Annotated in this window: 14 protein-coding genes and 1 pseudogene; 9 read left to right on the top strand and 6 right to left on the bottom strand. The window is 75.6% G+C overall.

What is annotated here, in order from left to right:
• Positions 1-44 precede the first annotated feature (44 nt).
• Both ACOBQU_RS33770 and ACOBQU_RS33765 read left to right on the top strand, forming a co-directional pair.
• Entirely contained in the window at positions 45-3,329 is a 3,285-nt protein-coding gene (locus ACOBQU_RS33770; RefSeq protein ID WP_423632491.1) for a BTAD domain-containing putative transcriptional regulator, read from the top strand.
• 585 nt (positions 3,330-3,914) lie between these two features.
• Positions 3,915-4,364, top strand: a complete 450-nt coding sequence (locus ACOBQU_RS33765; RefSeq protein WP_423632489.1) for a subtilase-type protease inhibitor — start codon at positions 3,915-3,917, stop codon at positions 4,362-4,364.
• Positions 4,365-4,580: 216 nt separating this feature from the next.
• Here the strand turns inward: ACOBQU_RS33765 and ACOBQU_RS33760 are convergent, their stop codons facing one another.
• Positions 4,581-4,766, bottom strand: a complete 186-nt coding sequence (locus ACOBQU_RS33760; protein WP_423635047.1) for a hypothetical protein — start codon at positions 4,764-4,766, stop codon at positions 4,581-4,583.
• Here ACOBQU_RS33760 and ACOBQU_RS33755 point away from each other — a divergent pair.
• From ACOBQU_RS33755 to ACOBQU_RS33745, 3 genes and pseudogenes are all read left to right on the top strand, one after another.
• Positions 4,695-5,254 (top strand): annotated as a pseudogene (locus ACOBQU_RS33755) (GNAT family N-acetyltransferase). The gene ACOBQU_RS33760 and the pseudogene ACOBQU_RS33755 overlap by 72 nt on opposite strands.
• Before the next feature lie 159 nt (positions 5,255-5,413).
• On the top strand, positions 5,414-6,817 hold the full coding sequence (lpdA, locus tag ACOBQU_RS33750) for a dihydrolipoyl dehydrogenase (protein WP_423632487.1): 1,404 nt from the start codon (positions 5,414-5,416) through the stop codon (positions 6,815-6,817).
• Between the two features lie 606 nt (positions 6,818-7,423).
• Positions 7,424-9,568 carry an MMPL family transporter gene (locus ACOBQU_RS33745; RefSeq protein WP_423632485.1) on the top strand — a complete coding sequence of 715 codons (2,145 nt, stop codon included), beginning with the start codon at positions 7,424-7,426 and terminating at the stop codon, positions 9,566-9,568.
• Between the two features lie 13 nt (positions 9,569-9,581).
• Here ACOBQU_RS33745 and ACOBQU_RS33740 read toward each other — a convergent pair whose 3' ends face one another.
• The 3 genes from ACOBQU_RS33740 to ACOBQU_RS33730 form a co-directional block, all read right to left on the bottom strand.
• Positions 9,582-10,895 (bottom strand): MFS transporter, encoded by a 1,314-nt coding sequence (locus tag ACOBQU_RS33740; protein ID WP_423632483.1) that lies wholly within the window; start codon positions 10,893-10,895, stop codon positions 9,582-9,584.
• A 16-nt stretch (positions 10,896-10,911) separates the two neighbouring features.
• Positions 10,912-11,763 carry an isocitrate lyase/PEP mutase family protein gene (locus tag ACOBQU_RS33735; protein ID WP_423632481.1) on the bottom strand — a complete coding sequence of 284 codons (852 nt, stop codon included), beginning with the start codon at positions 11,761-11,763 and terminating at the stop codon, positions 10,912-10,914.
• A gap of 95 nt (positions 11,764-11,858) precedes the next feature.
• Positions 11,859-12,461 carry a hypothetical protein gene (locus ACOBQU_RS33730; protein WP_423632479.1) on the bottom strand — a complete coding sequence of 201 codons (603 nt, stop codon included), beginning with the start codon at positions 12,459-12,461 and terminating at the stop codon, positions 11,859-11,861.
• A 126-nt stretch (positions 12,462-12,587) separates the two neighbouring features.
• Between ACOBQU_RS33730 and ACOBQU_RS33725 the strand changes: the two genes are divergently transcribed.
• Positions 12,588-13,082, top strand: a complete 495-nt coding sequence (locus ACOBQU_RS33725; protein WP_423632477.1) for a hypothetical protein — start codon at positions 12,588-12,590, stop codon at positions 13,080-13,082.
• A 91-nt stretch (positions 13,083-13,173) separates the two neighbouring features.
• The gene (locus ACOBQU_RS33720) at positions 13,174-13,821 is read left to right on the top strand and encodes a class F sortase (RefSeq protein ID WP_423632475.1); all 648 of its coding nucleotides are present in this window, start codon (positions 13,174-13,176) and stop codon (positions 13,819-13,821) included.
• Between the two features lie 9 nt (positions 13,822-13,830).
• On the opposite strand, the gene ACOBQU_RS33715 is transcribed toward ACOBQU_RS33720, so the two are convergent.
• Positions 13,831-14,694, bottom strand: a complete 864-nt coding sequence (locus ACOBQU_RS33715) for a peptidoglycan recognition protein family protein (protein WP_423632473.1) — start codon at positions 14,692-14,694, stop codon at positions 13,831-13,833.
• Positions 14,695-14,897: 203 nt separating this feature from the next.
• On the opposite strand from ACOBQU_RS33715, the gene ACOBQU_RS33710 reads away from it, so the two are divergent.
• The gene (locus ACOBQU_RS33710) at positions 14,898-15,320 is read left to right on the top strand and encodes a YciI family protein (protein WP_423632471.1); all 423 of its coding nucleotides are present in this window, start codon (positions 14,898-14,900) and stop codon (positions 15,318-15,320) included.
• 25 nt (positions 15,321-15,345) lie between these two features.
• A complete protein-coding gene (locus ACOBQU_RS33705) occupies positions 15,346-16,599 on the top strand; it encodes an RNA polymerase sigma factor (protein WP_423632469.1) in 1,254 nt (417 codons plus the stop codon).
• On the opposite strand, the gene ACOBQU_RS33700 is transcribed toward ACOBQU_RS33705, so the two are convergent.
• On the bottom strand, positions 16,542-17,510 hold the full coding sequence (locus ACOBQU_RS33700) for a LysR family transcriptional regulator (RefSeq protein ID WP_423632467.1): 969 nt from the start codon (positions 17,508-17,510) through the stop codon (positions 16,542-16,544). The two genes, ACOBQU_RS33705 and ACOBQU_RS33700, sit on opposite strands and share 58 nt — an antisense overlap.
• Positions 17,511-17,535: the final 25 nt, after the last annotated feature.

The following is a 17,535-nucleotide window of genomic DNA, read 5'->3' as shown; positions in this document are numbered from 1 at the left end:
CGGCACCGACAGGGTGCTTGAGCAGGCGGGTTATCGTCGTCGGCATGCGATTCGGGGTGCTGGGTCCGCTGGCGGTGTGGGCGAGCGACGGGGCGCCCGTCGCCGTTCCCGGGGCCAAGGTCCGCGCGCTCCTCGCCCAGCTCCTGGTGCACCCGGGCCGCCCGGTGTCCGCCGAGCGGCTCATCGACGGCCTGTGGGGCGCGGCGGCGCTGCCGGACCACCCGGCCAACGCCCTTCAGGGCAAGGCGTCCCAGCTGCGCCGCGCCCTGGAGCGGGGCGAGCCGGGCGGGCGGGCCCTGGTGGTGTCGGGGCCTGCCGGGTACGCGCTGCGGGTGGCGCCGGACGCGGTCGACGCGGGGCGGTTCGCGCGGCTGCTCGCCGAGGCGCGGGCCGCCGCGGAGCCGGGCGAGCGGGTGCGGCTGCTGGACGCGGCGCTCGGCCTGTGGCGCGGCGAGCCCTTCGCCGACTTCGCCGGTGGCGGCCTGGCGCGGGGCGCCGCGGAACGGCTCGGCGAGGACCGCCTGACGGCGTGGGAGGAGCGGGCCGAGGCGCGCCTGGAGCTGGGCGAGCACGGGCCGCTCACCGCCGAACTCGCCGATCTCGTCGAGCGGTATCCGCTGCGGGAGCGCCTGCGGGCCGCGCACCTGCGGGCGCTGTACCGCGCGGGGCGGCAGACGGAGGCGCTGGCCTCGTACGAGGAGCTGCGGCGCCGCCTGGCCGACGAGCTGGGCCTGGCGCCGGGCCCCGACCTGGCGGCCCTGCACACGGCGGTCCTCCGGCAGGACCCCGCCCTGGCCGCCCCGCCGCCCTCCGCTCCTTCCCCGTACGCGCCCTCGACCGCGCCCGCACACCCCGCGCGCACCAACCTCCCCACCCCCGTCTCGCCCCTCATAGGCCGCGACGCCGAACTGCCCGCGCTCCGGGAACTGCTGGGCGGCGCACGGCTGGTGACGCTCACCGGCCCCGGCGGGGTGGGCAAGACCCGCCTCGCGGTGGCGGCGGCGGGCGGCGCGGCCGGGGCGTACCCGGACGGCGTCTGGCTCGTGGAGCTGGCGGGCGTGCCCGCGACGCGCCGCCCGGACGCCGTGGCCGAGGCCGTGACGCGCTCGCTCGGGCTGCACGAGGAGCCGGACCCGGCGGCGCCGGTGGACTCCGTGGGCCGGTTGGCGCACGCGCTGCGCGGGCGGCGGACGCTGCTGCTGCTCGACAACTGCGAGCACGTGGTGGAGGCCGCGGCCGAGGCGGTCGTCGCGCTGCTGCGCGACGTGCCCGGCCTGAGCGTCCTGGCGACCAGCCAGGAGCCGCTGGACGTGAGCGGTGAGCACGTGCGGGCGGTGGCGCCGCTCGAACTGGCCGGTGCCATGGAGCTGTTCCGGCAGCGGGCGGGCCTCGCGCCCGGCGGCGCGCTCGGCGCGGACGACGCGGAGGCCGTCGCCGAACTGTGCGCCCGGCTCGACGGCATCCCGCTGGCCCTGGAACTCGCGGCGGCCCGGGTGCGCACCCTCGGCGTGCACGGCCTGCTCGCCCGCGTCGACGACCGGTTCGCCCTGCTCGCCCGCGGGCTGCGCGGGGCCCCGGCCCGGCAGCGCACGCTGCGGGCGGTCATCGACTGGAGCTGGTCGCTGCTCGGCGCGGGCGAGCGCGCCCTGCTGCGCAGGCTGGCCGTGCACGACGGGTGCGGCCTGGACGCGGCCGAGGCGGTGAGCGCGGGCGGCGCGGTGCGCGCCCCGGACGTGCTGGACGTGCTCGGGCGGCTCGTGGACCGCTCGCTCGTGGTGGTGGCGGACCGCCCGGACGGGCCGCGCTACTGCCTCCTTGAGTCTGTGCGGGCGTACGGGCTCGAACAGCTCAGGGAGGCGGGCGAGTTCGACGCGCTGCGGGAGCGGCACAGCGCGCACTACGCCGCGCTCGCCGTGCGGGCCGGTGCGGCGCTGCGCGGCCCGCGGCAGCGCGTGTGGCTGGAACGGCTCGACGAGGAAAGCGCCAATCTCCGGCGGGCGCTTGACACGGCGGTGGAGCGGGGCGCGGCGGGGCGGGCCCTCGGCGTGGTGAACGCGCTCGCCTGGTACTGGGTGCTGCGCGGCCGGATCGCCGAGGCCCGCGGCGCGCTGGACGCGGCGCTGGCGCTGGTCCCCGACGCCGCGTCCGCCCCCGAGACGGCCGCGGCGCGGGCGCTCGCGCTGGCCTGGCGGGCCGGGATCGCGCTGCGCGAGGGCGCCGCCGCGGGCCCCGACGCGCCCCCGGACGTCTGCCTCGGCACGGGCCCCGGCCCGGCCGCCGACGGGGACCTCGTGCGGGCGGCCCTGGCGGCAAACGAGGAGGCATACGAGGAGGTCGACGACCCGGCGGGGCGCGCCACCGCGCTGTGGGTCCTCGGCTCCGCGCAGCTCGGCGCGGGCGCGGTGCGCGCCGGTGAGCGGCTGGTCGACGAGGCCCTGGACGCCTTCGCCGCCCTCGGCGACACCTGGGGCACGGCGGCGGCGCTGAGCGTGCGGGCGCGGCACGCGATGGCCCGCGGCGACCTGGGCGCGGTGCGGCGCGACAGCGAGCGCGCCGCGCGGCTCTTCGCCGACCTCGGCGACTCGCTCGGCCGGTTGCAGACGGTGTTCCCGCTGGCCGCGCTGAGCGAGATCGCGGGCGACCACGCCGAGGCCGAGCGGCTGCACCGCGAGGGTCTGGCCATCGCCGAGCGCCTGGGGCTGTGGACCGAGGCGTCCAAGCGCCTGTCGGGGCTCGGCCGGATCGCGCTGCTCACCGGCGACACCGACGGGGCCCGGGAGCACCACGAGCGGGCACTGCGCCTGGCGCGCGCCCACAGCTTCCGCTCGGGCGAGGTCGACGCCCTCATCGGGCTCGGCCTCGGGGCGCGCCGCGCGGGCGACCTGGCCGCCGCCGAGGGGCACATGCGGGAGCTGCTCGCGTGGTTCCGCGCGGCCGACTACGGCCCCGGTGTGACGCTCGCGCTGGCCGAGCTGGGTTTCGCCGCGGAGCTGCGGGGCGACGCGGCGGCGGCCCTGGCGCTGCACGACGAGGGCTTCGCGGTGGCGCGCGGCCTCGGCGACCCGCGGGCGCTGGCCCTCGCCCTGGAGGGCCTGGCGGGGGCGCGGGCCGCCGCGGGCGGGTACGAGGCGGCGGCGACGCTCCTGGGCGCGGCGGCCGCGGCCCGCGCGTCGGTGGGCGCGCCGCTGCCGCCCGCCGAGCGCCTGGACGTCGACCGCGCGGCGGCCCTGGCGCGGGCCCGGCTGGGCGCGGAGGGGTACGCCGCCGCGTACGCCGAGGGCGGCCGTCTGACTCCCGAGGCCGCCCGCGCCCGCGCGACGGCCCCCTGACGGACCCGGCGCCCTGCGCCACGCCCCGCGCCCCACCAGCCGTACACAACCCCGTGTGACGAACGCCGGACAGCGAGCGGCGGGGAAGTCCGGCCGCACGGACCCCGGCGCGCGGGCGCGGACCGCTCCCGGGCCGGGGCGCGGCCCCGCAAGGAGGCAGGTCCGCCCCTGCGACGCAGGTCAGGCGCCACCCCGCCGCGGTGAACGGCGCGCGAATATCCCTTCGTGACCCGCGCGGTCAACCGATGGTTTCCGGTCGAAGGCAGCGCGACAGAAAACAACCAACCGCTCATTTTCGCAGGTCAAGTGGTTGTTCCGGGTTATACCACCGGGTCGCGCGGCACGCCTGGGCGCCGGGCGCACGCCCGGCTCGGCCGCCCTGAGCTGCCCGAACGGCCTTTCGGGCAGCGCTCAGCGGACGACCCCATCCGGAAATCGACCATCTAGTTGCTGCTCACTCAGCGCACTTGCAAGACTCCCGAACGCAATCACCGTTACGGCACGCAACCCGTCCGTAACTCCGAGCAGCACCGGTGCGCACCACCATCCGCGTACCACCCACCCGCATTTGAAGGAGCGTCAAAAGTGCGTCACCTCCTCAAGACCGTGAGCGCGGCCGCCGCCGTGGCCGCCGGTGTCCTGACCGCCTCCGCGGTCACCACAGGCGCCGCCCACGCGGCGACGCCGCAGCCGACGAGCCTGTACGCGCCGTCGGACCTCGTGCTCACCGTCGGCCAGGGCGAAGACGCCGCTACGGCCACGGTGCAGCGCGCGGTCACCCTGACCTGCGCCCCCAAGGCCTCGGGCACCCACCCCGCACCGGGCGCGGCCTGTGCCGAGCTCAACGCGGTGGAGGCCAGGTTCGACGCGCTCGTCGACGACAACCCGAAGGGCATCTGTACCAAGGAGTGGAACCCGGTCGTGGTCTCCGTGACCGGTGTGTGGCAGGGCAAGCACGTGGCGTGGTCGACGACGTTCGGCAACGCGTGCACGAAGAACGCCGCCCTCGCCGAAGGCGCGCTGCTCAACTTCTGACGGCACGCCACCCCCAGATCCCTCGGCAACCTTTCGTGGGGGAGGAAGCCGAGGCCCGCGGCCCCCGATGTCCCGAGCGTCGGGGGCCGCACAATGCCGTCCTGCGTTCTCGTGGCGCCCTTGCCGTGCCCCTGTTCACCTTGGCACCGGCTGACTCCCCTGGTTTCCTTCGGAGTTATGCCCACGTCTCACGAATGTCATGCCCTTGATGAGGATTCAGGTCTTACGGGACCTTCGGGGAGCCCTCCCGGCGGCGTCGAGCACCTGGCGGCAGGCGCGCACCGCCCCGCGCCCCGCCCCCTCACCGCCGTACCGCTCGCCACCGACCGGCTGGTCCTCGAACCCCTCCGGGTCGCCCACGCCGAGGAGATGGCCGTCGTCCTGTCCGACCCGGCGCTGCACGGGTTCATCGGGGGCGCGCCGCTGGACGTGGACGCGCTGCGCGCCCGCTACGCGCGCCAGGTCTCCGGGGCGCCGGACCCCGGCGTCTCGTGGTGCAACTGGGTCATCAGGCTGGGCGAGCGGGGGCACCTCGCGGGGACCGTGCAGGCGACCGTCACCCCTGACGCCGCCGAGGTGGCGTGGGTGGTCGGCACGCCGTGGCAGGGGCAGGGCATCGCGACGGAGGCGGCTCGCGCCCTCGTCACCTGGCTGGCCGCCCACCCCGGCGTACCGGAAGTGATCGCCCACATCCACCCCGACCACACCGCGTCCGCGGCCGTGGCCCGAGCCGCGGGCCTCTCCCCACCGCCGAGCACCACGAGGGAGAACGCAGATGGCGCCTCACGACGCCCCACCGGAACACCCCTGAAGCGAACGCCGACCCATCAGTCCCGCCCGGCGACCAACCAAGCCCGCCCGGCGACCAACCAAGCCCGTCCGGCGTTTGAGGACGAGGCGCGGAGCGCGAAGGAAGGGCGGGCGGGTGGGGAAAGACGCCAACCACCCCACCGGGGGGCAGCACAGGGCCCCGAATTCCCCGGGGGACCCGGCATGGCGGATGATCGTGCCGTACAGGCAGGTTCGTGCAACCCAGGGAGGACCACCCCATGGATGAGCGCTTCGACGTCGTCGTGCTCGGAGCAGGCCCCGGCGGCTACGTGGCCGCCATCCGCGCCGCCCAGCTCGGCAAGCGAGTCGCGGTCGTGGAGGAGAAGTACTGGGGCGGTGTCTGCCTCAACGTCGGCTGCATCCCGACGAAGGCGCTGCTGCGCAACGCCGAGCTGGCGCACCTGTTCACGCACGAGGCGAAGACCTACGGCATCAAGGTCGACGGCGAGGTCTCCTTCGACTACGGCGAGGCGTTCCGGCGCAGCCGCACGGTCGCGGACGGCCGCGTCAAGGGCGTCCACTTCCTGATGAAGAAGAACAAGATCACGGAGTTCGACGGCCGGGGCACCTTCCTCGACGCGAACACCCTCCAGGTGGCCAAGTCGGACGGCACGACCACCACGATCGGCTTCGACAACTGCGTCATCGCCACCGGCGCCACCCCGAAGCTGCTGCCCGGCACGCGCCGCAGCGACCGCGTGGTGACGTACGAGGAGCAGATCCTCGCCGACGAGCTGCCGCGCTCCATCGTGATCGCGGGCGCGGGCGCCATCGGCGTCGAATTCGCGTACGTCCTGCACAACTACGGCGTGAAGGTCACGATCGTCGAGTTCCTGGACCGGATCGCGCCCCTGGAGGACGCGGACGTCTCCAAGGAGTTGGCGAAGCAGTACCGCAAGCTCGGCATCGACGTGCTGACCTCCACCCGCGTGGAGTCCATCGACGAGTCCGGCGAGCAGGTCCGCGTCACGGTCACCGGCAAGGACGGGGCCCAGCAGGTCCTGGAGGCCGACAAGGTGCTCCAGGCCATCGGCTTCGCGCCGAACGTCACCGGCTACGGCCTGGAGGCGACCGGCGTGGCGCTCACCGAGCGCGGCGCCATCGAGGTGGACGGCCGCTGCCGCACGAGCGTGCCGCACATCTACGCCATCGGCGACGTCACCGCCAAGCTGATGCTCGCGCACACCGCCGAGTCCATGGGCGTCGTGGCCGCCGAGACCATCGCGGACGCCGAGACGATGGAACTCGACTACCCGATGATCCCGCGCGCCACCTACTGCCAGCCGCAGATCGCGAGCTTCGGCTGGACGGAGGCGCAGGCCAAGGAGAAGGGCTTCGACGTCAAGGTCGCCAAGTTCCCGTTCCAGGCGAACGGCAAGGCGCACGGCCTCGGCGACACCGTCGGCTTCGTGAAGATCATCAGCGACGCGAAGTACGGCGAGATCATCGGCGCCCACCTGATCGGCCCCGACGTCACCGAACTGCTCCCGGAGCTGACCCTGGCCCAGCAGTGGGACCTCACGGTGCACGAGGTGGCCCGCAACGTGCACGCCCACCCGACGCTCGGCGAGGCCGTCAAGGAGGCCGTGCACGGCCTGGCCGGACACATGATCAACTTCTGACCTCGGGGCCCGGCGGGGCCCTGCCGGGGGCTGCGGGGGCCCTGCTGGGGGCCGCCTGGGCCCGGGGGCCCTACACGGGCTCAGTCGAGGCCGCGCGGGGATCCGGCCAGGTCCCAGGGGCCTGGCCGGTTTCTCGCAGGGAGCCGGGCCTGACGCCCCTACAGGGATCTGGCCAAGGATCCACAGGGTCCCGGGGCCGAGCCCCCGCAGGGGCCCAGCAGGGGTCCCGCAGAGCCCCGGCCGTCGCCCCGCAGGGATCCGGCCAGGTCCCGTAGGGAGCCGAGGCCGAGACCCCGCAGGGGCTGGCCGAAGTCCTACCGGGGTCCAGGGCCGGGGACCCGCAGGGGCCCAGCCGACGCCCCGCGGGGAGCTGAGGCCGACGCCCCGCGGGAAGCCAGGGCCAAGGCCCAGCCGGGAGCTGAGGCCCAGCCGGGAGTCGAGGCCGTCGCCCCGCAGGGGCCCGCAGGGAGCCGGGGCACCGGCCGCGGCGCCGCCCAGCCCTACGGCGGGCCCCGCGAGGGGCCCGCCCGAGTGGCGGGGTCGCATAGTCCGGCCGATGCTGGGCAGGATGCGATGTGCCTCGGGGGCGAGGAGAGGCAGTGGTTCATGTTCTCTGCACTGGGCCGGTTCGTGGTCCGCCGCCCGTGGTGGGTCATCCTCGCCTGGGTGGTCGCGGCCGCCGCCGTGATCTCACTGGCACCGAAGCTCACGTCGAGCACCGACGAGGCGAGCTTCCTTCCCGAGCACTATGAGTCCATCCGCGCCTCGGACCTGCAGGAGAGGGACTTCCCGCAGCAGGAGAACGTCGGCGCGATCATCGTCTTCCAGCGCTCCGACGGCCGCGCCCTGACCGCGGCCGACTCCGCCGAGGTCGTCCGGGTCTCCAAGGACCTGGAGGCGAAGAAGATCAAGGACGTCCAGGCCGTCAGGCCGGGCGAGGTCTCCCCCAACAAGCGGGTGCAGACGTCCGTGGTGGCCATGCCGAAGGTCACCAACCCCGAGGACACCACCCAGCAGGACGCCGTCGAGGACCTGCGCGGCGACCTCAAGTCGGCGCTCAAGGGCTCCGACCTCGACGCGGGCATCACCGGCTCGGCGGCGCAGGCCCTGGACGAGCGGGACGCCTCGGAGCGGGCGGGCATGCTCGTCGGCGTCGGCACCATCGTGATCATCATCGTGCTGCTGCTTGTGATCTTCCGCAGCCCCATCATCGCGCTGCTGCCGGTCGTCCTGATCGGCTTGATCTCCCCGATGGCCACGGGCCTGATCGCCTGGGCGAACAAGGCCTTCGACATGAAGGCCGACTCCTCCATCCAGGAGCTGCTCACCGTCGTCCTGTTCGGCGTCGGCACCGACTACATCCTGTTCCTGCTGTTCCGCTACCGCGAGGCGCTGCGCGCGGGCGAGGACCCCAAGGGCGGCATGGTGCACGCCGTGGAGCGGGTCGGCGAGGCGATCGCGTCGGCGGCGGGCGCCGTCATCGTGGCGTTCGCCGCGCTCACCCTGTCGTCGCTCGGCATGCTGCGCTCGATGGGCCCCGCCCTCGCGATCGCCGTGTTCCTGACGCTGCTCGCCGGGCTGACGCTGGTGCCCGCCGTGGTGTCGCTGCTCGGTACGAAGGTCTTCTGGCCGTCGAAGTCCTGGCAGCGGGAGCCGCAGGGCACCGGATTCGCCAAGCTCGGCGGGTCCATCGCGCGCAAACCCGCCGTGTGGACGGTCGTCTCGGGCCTGTTCATGGGAGCCCTGGCGCTCGGCGCCCTCGGCTACAAGGCGAACTTCGACCTCGCGGGCTCCTCGCTGCCCAAGGACAAGGAGTCCATCGTCTGGCAGGACAACCTGGAGAAGGGCTTCCCCGCGGGCACCACCGACCCCACGTTCGTGTACCTGACGTCCAAGGGCGACGGGCCGCTCGGCGAGGGGCAACCGGCCGCGTTCCGCGACCGGCTGAGGGCCGTCGACGGCGTCGGCTCGGTGGCGGCGCCCCAGCTCAGCAAGGACCGCACGACCGCCGCGTACTCGGTGATCCTCGGGGACCCGCCCGCCTCCGAGAAGGCCCTGGACACCATCAAGGACCGGCTGCGGCCCGCCGCGCACGACGACGCGCCGTCCGGCACCGAGGCCCTGGTGGGCGGCACCACGGCCGTGTACGTCGACATCAACAAGGCCGTGGACCGCGACTACTCGGTGGTCTTCCCGGTGGCGGCGATCGCCATCATGGTGATCCTGGGGCTGCTGCTGCGCAGCCTGGTGGCGCCCTGGTACCTGATGCTGTCGGTGGCGCTCGGGTTCGGCGCGACGCTCGGCGCGACCTCGCTGATCTTCCAGCAGCTGGGCGACCAGCCGGGGCTGATGTTCATGCTGCCCGTGATCATGTACCTGTTCGTGGTGGCGCTCGGCACGGACTACAACATCCTGATGGTGTCGCGCCTGCGCGAGGAGGCCCGCGAGGGCCGCGACCCGCACGACGCGGCGGGCACGGCGGTGCGGCACTCGGGCCCCACGATCGGCTCGGCGGGCGTCATCCTCGCGGGCACGTTCGCGACGCTGATGCTCGCGGGCAACTCGACGCTGTCCCAGATGGGCTTCTCGCTGTCCTTCGGCATCGTGATCGCGGCGTTCGTCATGGCGATGCTCTTCACCCCCGCGCTCACCGCCCTGATCGGGCACGCGGCGTGGTGGCCGGGGCACGGCGACGAGGCCCCCTCGGCGGGGGAGCCGCCGGTCAGGCACCCGGAGGAATCGCGCCGCTGACCTGCCGTCGGCCTCACGCGCCGGACGGGCCGGGTTCCACCGCCCGTCCGGCGCCCGGGTCGCGGCCGACGCGGGAGCGGCCCACGCCCGTGCGCGTCGCCGCGAGGGCGATGGCGACCAGGGCCGCGCCCACCGTCAGGCAGACCGGCGCCACCCCCCAGGTGCCCGCCGCCGCGGTGACGGCCGCCGCGCCCGCCGGGCCGAGGGCGTTGTGGAGGGTCCAGAACGCCGAGGTGACCCGGCCCAGGAGGTGACCGGGCGTCACTTCCTGGCGCAGGGACAGGGAGTTCATCCCCGCCATGCCGGTGCAGAACAGCACGGCGGCGGCCAGGGCGCCCACCGCGGGGACGCTGCCGGTCAGGCCGAGCGCGGCCACGGCGGCACCCGCGGCGATGTGCACGCCGACCCACACCACCCCGAAGCCGAGGCGCTTGCGGACCCGGTCGACGACGGCCGCGGCGGCGAGGGTGCCGAGGGTCGCGGCCGTCAGGACGTAGCCCACGGTGCTGTCGCCGTGCCCGAGTTCCTCCTTCACCCGGAAGACGACGAGGTCGGTCAGGCCGTACGTGAGGAAGATGACGAGGGTGAGCAGCACCGTCAGGGGCCGCAGCACCGGGTGCCGCCACAGGAACCGCGCCCCGGCGGCGAACTCCCCCCGCACTCCCGCCCGTTCGGCCGGTCCCCGCTCGGGCGACGGGGCGGCGCGGACGCGGACGAAGAGGATGCCGACCGCCGACACCGCGAACGTCACGGCGTCGATGCCGAGCGCCGCGGCGGGCCCGAACCCGGCCGCGACCAGGCCCGCGAGCATCGGGCCGCCCGCGCTGGCGACGGCGTACGTCCCGAACAGGTGGCTGTTGGCCTTGAGGATCTGACCCTGCGGAACGATGGCGGGCACCACCGTCACATACGTGACCTGGAAGAGCATGCCGAAGGCCGCGGCGAGCGGCACGACCGCGTAGACCAGCCAGATCGGCGTCGCGAACAGCCACACCAGGGGCACGCTGCCGAGCAGGACGCACCGCGCGACGTCGGTGGCCATCAGCAGCCGCCGCCGGTCCAGGCGGTCGGCGACGACCCCGGCGAACAGGCCCGTGACGATCGAGGCGAGCCCGGTCAGGGCGGTGACGAGGCCCATCTGCGCGACCGAGCCGGTCCGGTGCAGCACGAGCAGCGGGATCGCCACGTGCGAGAAGGAGTCACCCAGCGCCGACAGGCCCTGGAGGGCGAGGAACAGGCGGTAGTTGGAGTCGGCCCACAGGGACGGCGGCCCGGAGCCGGGGCGCGCCGCGCGCGACGCCCGCCGCGTGGTGTCCCGCCCACCCATGCGCCGCCCCCCTCCCTCACTCCTGCGCCGACCCTCCGTGCCCCGATCGCTCATGCCCCGATTCCTCGTGTGCCGAGCCCTCGTACGCCGTCGCGAGATCCTGCGCGTCGGCGTACGACAGTACGTCCCCGGGGATCAAGGCGCCGTGAGTGAACTCCCTGGCCACGTCGACCGCTTGCTGCACGGCCGTGCGGAACAGCAGCGAGCCGGTGCTCACGCGCCGCACGCCCAGCTCGGCGAGGCGCTGGGGCGTCAGGCCGCCCGGCGCGTACAGGACGTTCAGGGGGACGTCGAGCGCGGCGGTCAGCGCGGCGATCACGGACTCGTCCTGCACGCCCGGCACGAACACCCCGTCGGCGCCCGCCTGTTGGTACGCGGCCGTGCGGCGCTCGGCCTCGGGCGCGCGCCCGGCGTCCAGCCAGTAGGCGTCCGTGCGGGCGTTCACGAACAGCTCGGGCACGGCCTCCTTCACGGCGCGGATCAGCTCGCACTGGGCGGCGACGGGCGCGAGGGTGCCGTCCGGGCGGCCGTCCTCGATGTTCACGCCGACCACGCCCGCCGCGGTCAGCTCGCGGGCCAGCGCGGCGACGTCCTCGGGGCGCTGGGCGAAGCCGCCCTCGATGTCGACGGTGATCAGCGCGGGCAGGCGCGCGATGCCGCGGGCGAGCCGCAGCGTCTCCTCGCGCGCGGCGCCGGTGGCGTCGGCCTTGCCCGCGGCCGCGGCGACCCCGAGGCTCGTCGTGCCGATCGCGGGGAACCCGGCGCGGGCGAGCGCGGCGGCGGACGCGTGGTCCCAGGCGTTGGGGAGGAGCAGCGGCGCACCGGCGCGGTGCAGGGCGCGGAAGGCCTCGTGGCGATCAGTGAGCATGAGGGGCACTGTGCCAGAGGGGTCTGACACGCGCCCGGCGAGCCGGGCGGCTCCCCGGGGGCCCGGCGGACAGCACCGCGCGTCCCCCGGAGCGCCTAGCACTGCCAGAGGAACGCGGCCTCCCGGCAGTCCCCGCACGTGAACACGTAGCCGATGCCGCCGCCCCCGAAGTTGGCGGCCGTGGCGTGGTCGTGGCCCTCCTCCAGTTGCGCCGCGAACGCCATGGGCGCCGTGCAGGCGGGGCAGTCGGGCGTCTCGTCGCCCTGGACCCAGGCGGGTGCGCCGCCGAGCTGGCCCTGGACGAGGCGCGGCTCCCCGCCGCCGTCCGCCCACTGGTCGAGCGCCTCCGCGAAGCCGTCCGCGGCGACCCGCTCCGCGCGCAGCGCGCTGACCGCGCCCAGCCGGGTCTCGCCCTCCTCGGGCACGACGGCCGGGACGAGCCCCTCGGCGGCGAAGCGGAACGCCTTGTTCCCTCCGCCCGTGGCGTCCCACTCGTCGCACAGCCCGGGGTCGTTCTGGCACTGGAACACCGCGACGACGTCCGTGTCGAGCGGCAGGTGGGCCAGGAACTGCATCGCTCCCTCGCACTCGCCGCACTCGGGCCAGGCGAAGCCCTCCGGCACCAGCGGCACTCCGCCCGTGCGCGGCGTGGGGGCCAGCGGGTCGGCGGCACCGTCATGGATCAGCAACGTCGTCATGGCGTCACCTTAGGGCGCTGCTCAGGGCCCAGGGCTCGGGGGGCCGCTCCCCTGCACCGGCGGCCCTGATCGGACGCCAACAGGAACCTGACAGTTTCCTCATAACTCCGCGACAGCCTGACGACCGTGCCCGGCGGGGTCTTGGTGTTCACCGCTCCCGCCGGGCACTCCCTGATGCCCAGTGATATTCAGCCGGATCGGAGCCCCCATGTCCTCTCTGCCCCTCTGTCCCCCCTGTCCCCGCGCTTCCGCGCCCGTTCCCTGCGGGCCGCGGCCGTCTCGGCCGCCGTCGCCTTCGGTGTGCTGGCCGCGCCGTCCGCCGTGGCGCACGCCTCGGAGGTCACGCCGAAGCCGAAGCCCACGGTCACGGAGGCGGCGCCCGCGCCCGCGCCGAAGGTCTCCAAGGACGCCGTCGCCAAGAAGCGGGCGGCGGCAGCGGAGGTCCTGAAGGACGGCGGCAGCAAGCCCGTCGCCCCGCGCGGCGGCGTCGCCGCGGGCGAGCGCCCGTCCTCCGGCGGCGGCGACCACACCGTGATGGGCACGGCCGCGGGCATCGCCCTGGCCGCGGCCGCGAGCACGGTGGTCCTGCGCCGCCGGGCCGCCGGGCGCGCCCAGGGCTGACCACACCCCCCGGTCACCCCTGACGCCCCGTCCGCCCGATCACACCGGGGTGGTGCCGTCCGCACGGGCGGCACCACCCCCACGGAGCCCCATGACCCCGACGAAGTCCCCGCGCCCCGCCCGGGGCGCCGCACTCGCCGCGCTCGCCCTCGCCCTCGCGGCCGCGAGCGGCTGCTCGTCCGCCTCCGACGCCGATGACTCCGAGGTGCCCCGCGCCCCGTCGACGTACTCCGTGGACGCCTCGCACGGCGACGGCGAGACCGACGCGAAGGGCGGTGCCATCCGCGTCGGGCCCGCGGATCCGGTGCGCGTGTCCATCCCGTCCATCGGGGTGAGCGCCCCGCTGATGCGCCTCGGCCTCAACGCGGACCGCACCGTCGAGGTGCCGCCGCCGGACAAGGGCATGACGGCGGGCTGGTACACCGGCGGCGCCGTGCCCGGCGAGCGCGGCGCGGCCGTCCTCATCGGCCACAACGACACCCGCTACGGCAAGGCCGTCTTCCACGACCTGAAGGACCTCCGCAAGGGCGCCCGCGTCACCGTCCGCGACGCCCGCGGCGCGACGGCGCACTTCACCGTCACCGGCACCGAGACGGTCAGCAAGCGGGCCTTCCCCACGGCGAAGGTCTACGGCCGGACCAGTGCACGGGCCCTGCGCCTGATCACCTGCGATGGCGCGTACGACGCCCAGGGGCACCCCGTGGACAACCTCATCGTGTACGCGACCGCGAACCGTTGAACGCGGCCGCTAGGGGCGGGACGGCGGGCGCCGTCCCGCCGCCTGGGCGCGTGCGGGCTCACGGCCCTGGAGGTGCGCGGCGCGCTCCCTGATCGCGGGCAGGGCGGCGCGCAGCGCGGCGCCGGGGCACTGGGTGGAGTAGCCGTCGGCGTGCCCCGCGACGGCGTCGAACTCGGCGCGTGTGCCCGCGGGGAAGCGGCTGAGGCCGTTGGAGGAGACCAGGCGGGCGCGCAGCCGCGGGTCGACGTCGGCGAGGCCGAGCTTCCAGGCGGCGAGCGCGGCGATGGACTCGGCCATGGGCCGCGGCACCGGGGTGCCCGCGGTGAACGTGCCGATCGCGGCGACGCCCGCCGTGCGGTGGTTGAAGCCCTGCGTGTGCGCGCCGACGACCGGCTGGTCGACGCCGCCCGCGCGGCCCTCGTAGATCGTGCCGCAGCGGTCGACGAGGAAGTTGTAGCCGATGTCGTCGAAGAAGCGGGCCGTGGTCTGCCCGGCGGCGAGGGCGCGGATGATGCGGGGCGCGTCGGCGCAGTCGTACCCGTTGGGCGAGTCGGTGTGGTGGACGAAGACGGCGAGGACGGGTCCGCCGTAGCGCACCGGCGGATGGCTGGCGGGCGCCTCGCCCAGCCAGCGGGCGCGCGGCACGATCACCGGCCGGGCCGCGCGGTGCGGGGCCGCGGCGGTCCGCGTGGCGTGCTCGCGCCCGCCGCCGGAGGCCGCGTGCTCCACGCCCGCCGCGCACAGCGCCAGCGTCCCCGCGGCGAGCAGGCCGGGCACGGCCGCGAGCACCACGCGGACCGCGCGGCCGCGCGGCCACAGCCCGCCCGCGGCACGCGGCAGCAACCCCGCCACCGTCTCCCGCCAGGCACGCATGCCCTCACTCTCCCGGCACCCGCCCGGCGCCGCCCCGTGGGGTGCGCCGGTCGGGGGACGGCGCCGCACACGGCCGCCGCCCGTGGCGGGACGGGACCCGTGGAAGAAATTCCGCGGGACGTGTCGAGAGCGGGTCGCCCGCTCCGACGTCCCCTGTGAGAGTTGCCCATGAGGGGCGATCTGACAGCCGAGGAGTGACGGACATGAAGTACCTGGTGATGGTGCAGGGCGCGCAGGCCGACTACGACGCCATGTGCGGCAAGGCCTCCGCGCACAGCCCGGCCTGGAGCGAGAAGGAGCTCCAGGAGATGTTCGCGTTCATGGGGGCCCTGAACGACGACCTCGCCGAGTCCGGTGAGTACATCGACGGCCAGGGCCTGGCGGAGCCCGCACAGGCCCGCGTGGTGAGCCTGGACGACGAGGGCCGCCCGGTGGTCACGGACGGCCCGTTCGGCGAGACCAAGGAGGTGCTCGCGGGGTACTGGCTCCTGGAGTGCGAGAGCCTGGAGCGCGTCACGGAGATCGCCGAGCGCGTCCTGCGGTGCCCCGTGCCGAAGGGCGCGCCGAACCCGCCGGTGGTGATCCGGCCCGTGCAGGAGGAGGGCGGCGACGGCACGAGCGGGTGACGCCGCCGCGTCCGGGAGGGCTCCGGTGACCCGCGCCCCTGAGGTCGAGGACCTGCTGCGCCTGCACGCGCCGCAGGTCCTCGGCGCGCTCGTACGCCGCTACGGCCACTTCGACGAGGCCGAGGACGCCGTGCAGGAGGCGCTGCTCGCCGCCGCGCGGCAGTGGCCGGGCCAGGGGGTGCCCGACAACCCGCGCGGCTGGCTGATCAGGGTGGCGGCGCGCCGCCTGGTGGACCAGCTGCGCGCCGACGAGGCGCGGCGCCGCCGCGAGGAGAGCGCCGCCCGGCTGCTGCCGCGCGACGCCCTCGCGGCGCCCGCGCCCGGCGAGAGCCGCGCCCCGTCCGACGACGACACGCTCACGCTGCTGTTCCTGTGCTGCGACCCGGCGCTGACCCCGGCCGCGCAGATCGCCCTGACGCTGCGGGCCGTCGGCGGCCTGACCACCGCCGAGATCGCCCGCGCGCACCTGGTGCCGGAGGCGACGATGGCGCAGCGCGTCAGCCGCGCCAAGCGGCGGATACGGGGCGTGCCGTTCCGGCAGCCGGGCCCCGCCGACCGCGACCAGCGGCTGGCCGTGGTCCTCCAGGTCCTGTACCTGATCTTCAACGAGGGCTACACGGCGACGTCGGGCCCGGCGCTGCACCGCGCCGACCTGGCCCGCGAGGCGATCCGGCTGACCCGGGCGGTGCGTCGGCTGCTGCCGCGGGAGGGCGCGGTGACGGGGCTGCTCGCGCTGATGCTGCTCACCGACGCGCGCAGCGCCGCCCGCACCGGCCCGCACGGCGAGCTGATCCCGCTCGACGAGCAGGACCGCTCCCGGTGGGACGCGGCGGCCGTCGCCGAGGGCACGGCCCTGGTCGAGGAGGCGCTGCGGCAGGGGCCCGCGGGCGTGTACCAGGTGCAGGCGGCGATCGCCGCGCTGCACGACGAGGCGGCGCGCGCCGAGGACACCGACTGGCCGCAGATCCTCGCCCTGTACGACGTCCTGGTGCGCCGCGCCCCGGAGCCGATGGCCGAGCTGGGCCGGGCCGTGGCGGTCGCCATGGTGCACGGGCCCCGGGCGGGTCTCGCCGAACTCGCTGACCTGGAGGGCCGGTTGGCGGGCCACCACCGCCTCGACGCGGTGCGCGCCCATCTGCTGGAGAAGGCGGGCGACCTCGAAGGGGCGCGCGCCGCCTACCAGTTGGCGGCCCAGCGCACCCTGAGCCGCCCGGAGGTCCGCTACCTCCAGATGCGCGCGGCCCGCCTCGCCCCGCCGTCGACCGGCGGGGCGCCCTGAGCGGGCACGCCCCCGGCCGCCCGGTCCGCCGCGCACCCCGCGGCCACCGCGTCCGCGAAGGTGCGGGCCAGCGGGCTGAGCGCGTCCCAGCGGCGCACCGCCCAGCCCACCGACAGGGCGGGCAGCCCCGCGATCGGCAGCAGCCGCAGGCCCGGTGGGACCGCCGCGCGCCAGCCGGGCAGCTCGGGCACCACGGCCCGGCCTACGCCGAGTTCGGTGAGCAGCAGCGCGGTGTCCCAGTCGGCGACGCTGGTGTGCCCCGCCGGGCTCAGGCCCACCTGCCCGAGGGCCGCGTCGAGCTGGGCGCGCGAGGTGGCGGCCTGAGGGGGCCGGATCAGCGGGCAGGACGCCAGGTCGGCGAGGCCGACGCGGTCCTGGACGGCCAGCGGGTCGCCCTCGGGGACGGCGAGCACCCACGGCAGGTCGGCGACGGGCCGCTGCTCGATGCCGCGCACGGGGGCGCCGATGGTGATCCATGCCAGGTCCAGGTCGTCGTTGGCGAGCGCGTCGAAGCAGGCCCGGCTCGAGCTGGCCGTCTGGAACTCCAGGGTCACGCGGGGGTGGCGCCGCCGGAAGTCGACGATCGCGTCGGCCATGAAGTGCCGTACGGTCGTCGCCCCCGTGGTGACGCGCACGGCGCCGCCCTCACCGCGCGCCTGGTCGCGCAGGCGGCGCAGGGCGAGGTCGATGCCGCCGATGCCGTCGGCCGCGGCGGCGTGCAGGATGCGGCCCGCCGAGGTGGGCACGACACCGCGCGCGTGCCGCTCCACGAGGCAGACGGCGAGTTCCTTCTCCAGGCGTTTGACGTGCTGGCTCACCGCCGACTGCGTACAGGAGAGCTCCCGCGCCACCGCGCTCAGGCTCCCGGCACGGCAGACGGCTATGAAGACACGGAGATCATCAAGCGTCACGCCACGAAGCTACAACGAACCCCTC

It is taken from the genome of Streptomyces sp. G45, from assembly GCF_049542095.1.
Taxonomy (GTDB): Bacteria; Actinomycetota; Actinomycetes; order Streptomycetales; family Streptomycetaceae; genus Streptomyces.
Note: the sequence above shows the minus strand (reverse complement) of the source record. Positions and strands in the feature narration are given on the sequence as shown.

Bases quoted from the DNA above. Each gene is read 5' to 3' on its own strand.
- ACOBQU_RS33770 (WP_423632491.1), top strand. From the start codon at position 45: ATGCGATTCGGGGTGCTGGGTCCGCTGGCGGTGTGGGCGAGCGACGGG.
- lpdA (WP_423632487.1), top strand. From the start codon at position 5,414: ATGGATGAGCGCTTCGACGTCGTCGTGCTCGGAGCAGGCCCCGGCGGC.
- ACOBQU_RS33745 (WP_423632485.1), top strand. From the start codon at position 7,424: ATGTTCTCTGCACTGGGCCGGTTCGTGGTCCGCCGCCCGTGGTGGGTC.
- ACOBQU_RS33740 (WP_423632483.1), bottom strand. From the start codon at position 10,895: ATGGGTGGGCGGGACACCACGCGGCGGGCGTCGCGCGCGGCGCGCCCC.
- ACOBQU_RS33735 (WP_423632481.1), bottom strand. From the start codon at position 11,763: ATGCTCACTGATCGCCACGAGGCCTTCCGCGCCCTGCACCGCGCCGGT.
- ACOBQU_RS33730 (WP_423632479.1), bottom strand. From the start codon at position 12,461: ATGACGACGTTGCTGATCCATGACGGTGCCGCCGACCCGCTGGCCCCC.
- ACOBQU_RS33720 (WP_423632475.1), top strand. From the start codon at position 13,174: ATGACCCCGACGAAGTCCCCGCGCCCCGCCCGGGGCGCCGCACTCGCC.
- ACOBQU_RS33715 (WP_423632473.1), bottom strand. From the start codon at position 14,694: ATGCGTGCCTGGCGGGAGACGGTGGCGGGGTTGCTGCCGCGTGCCGCG.
- ACOBQU_RS33710 (WP_423632471.1), top strand. From the start codon at position 14,898: ATGAAGTACCTGGTGATGGTGCAGGGCGCGCAGGCCGACTACGACGCC.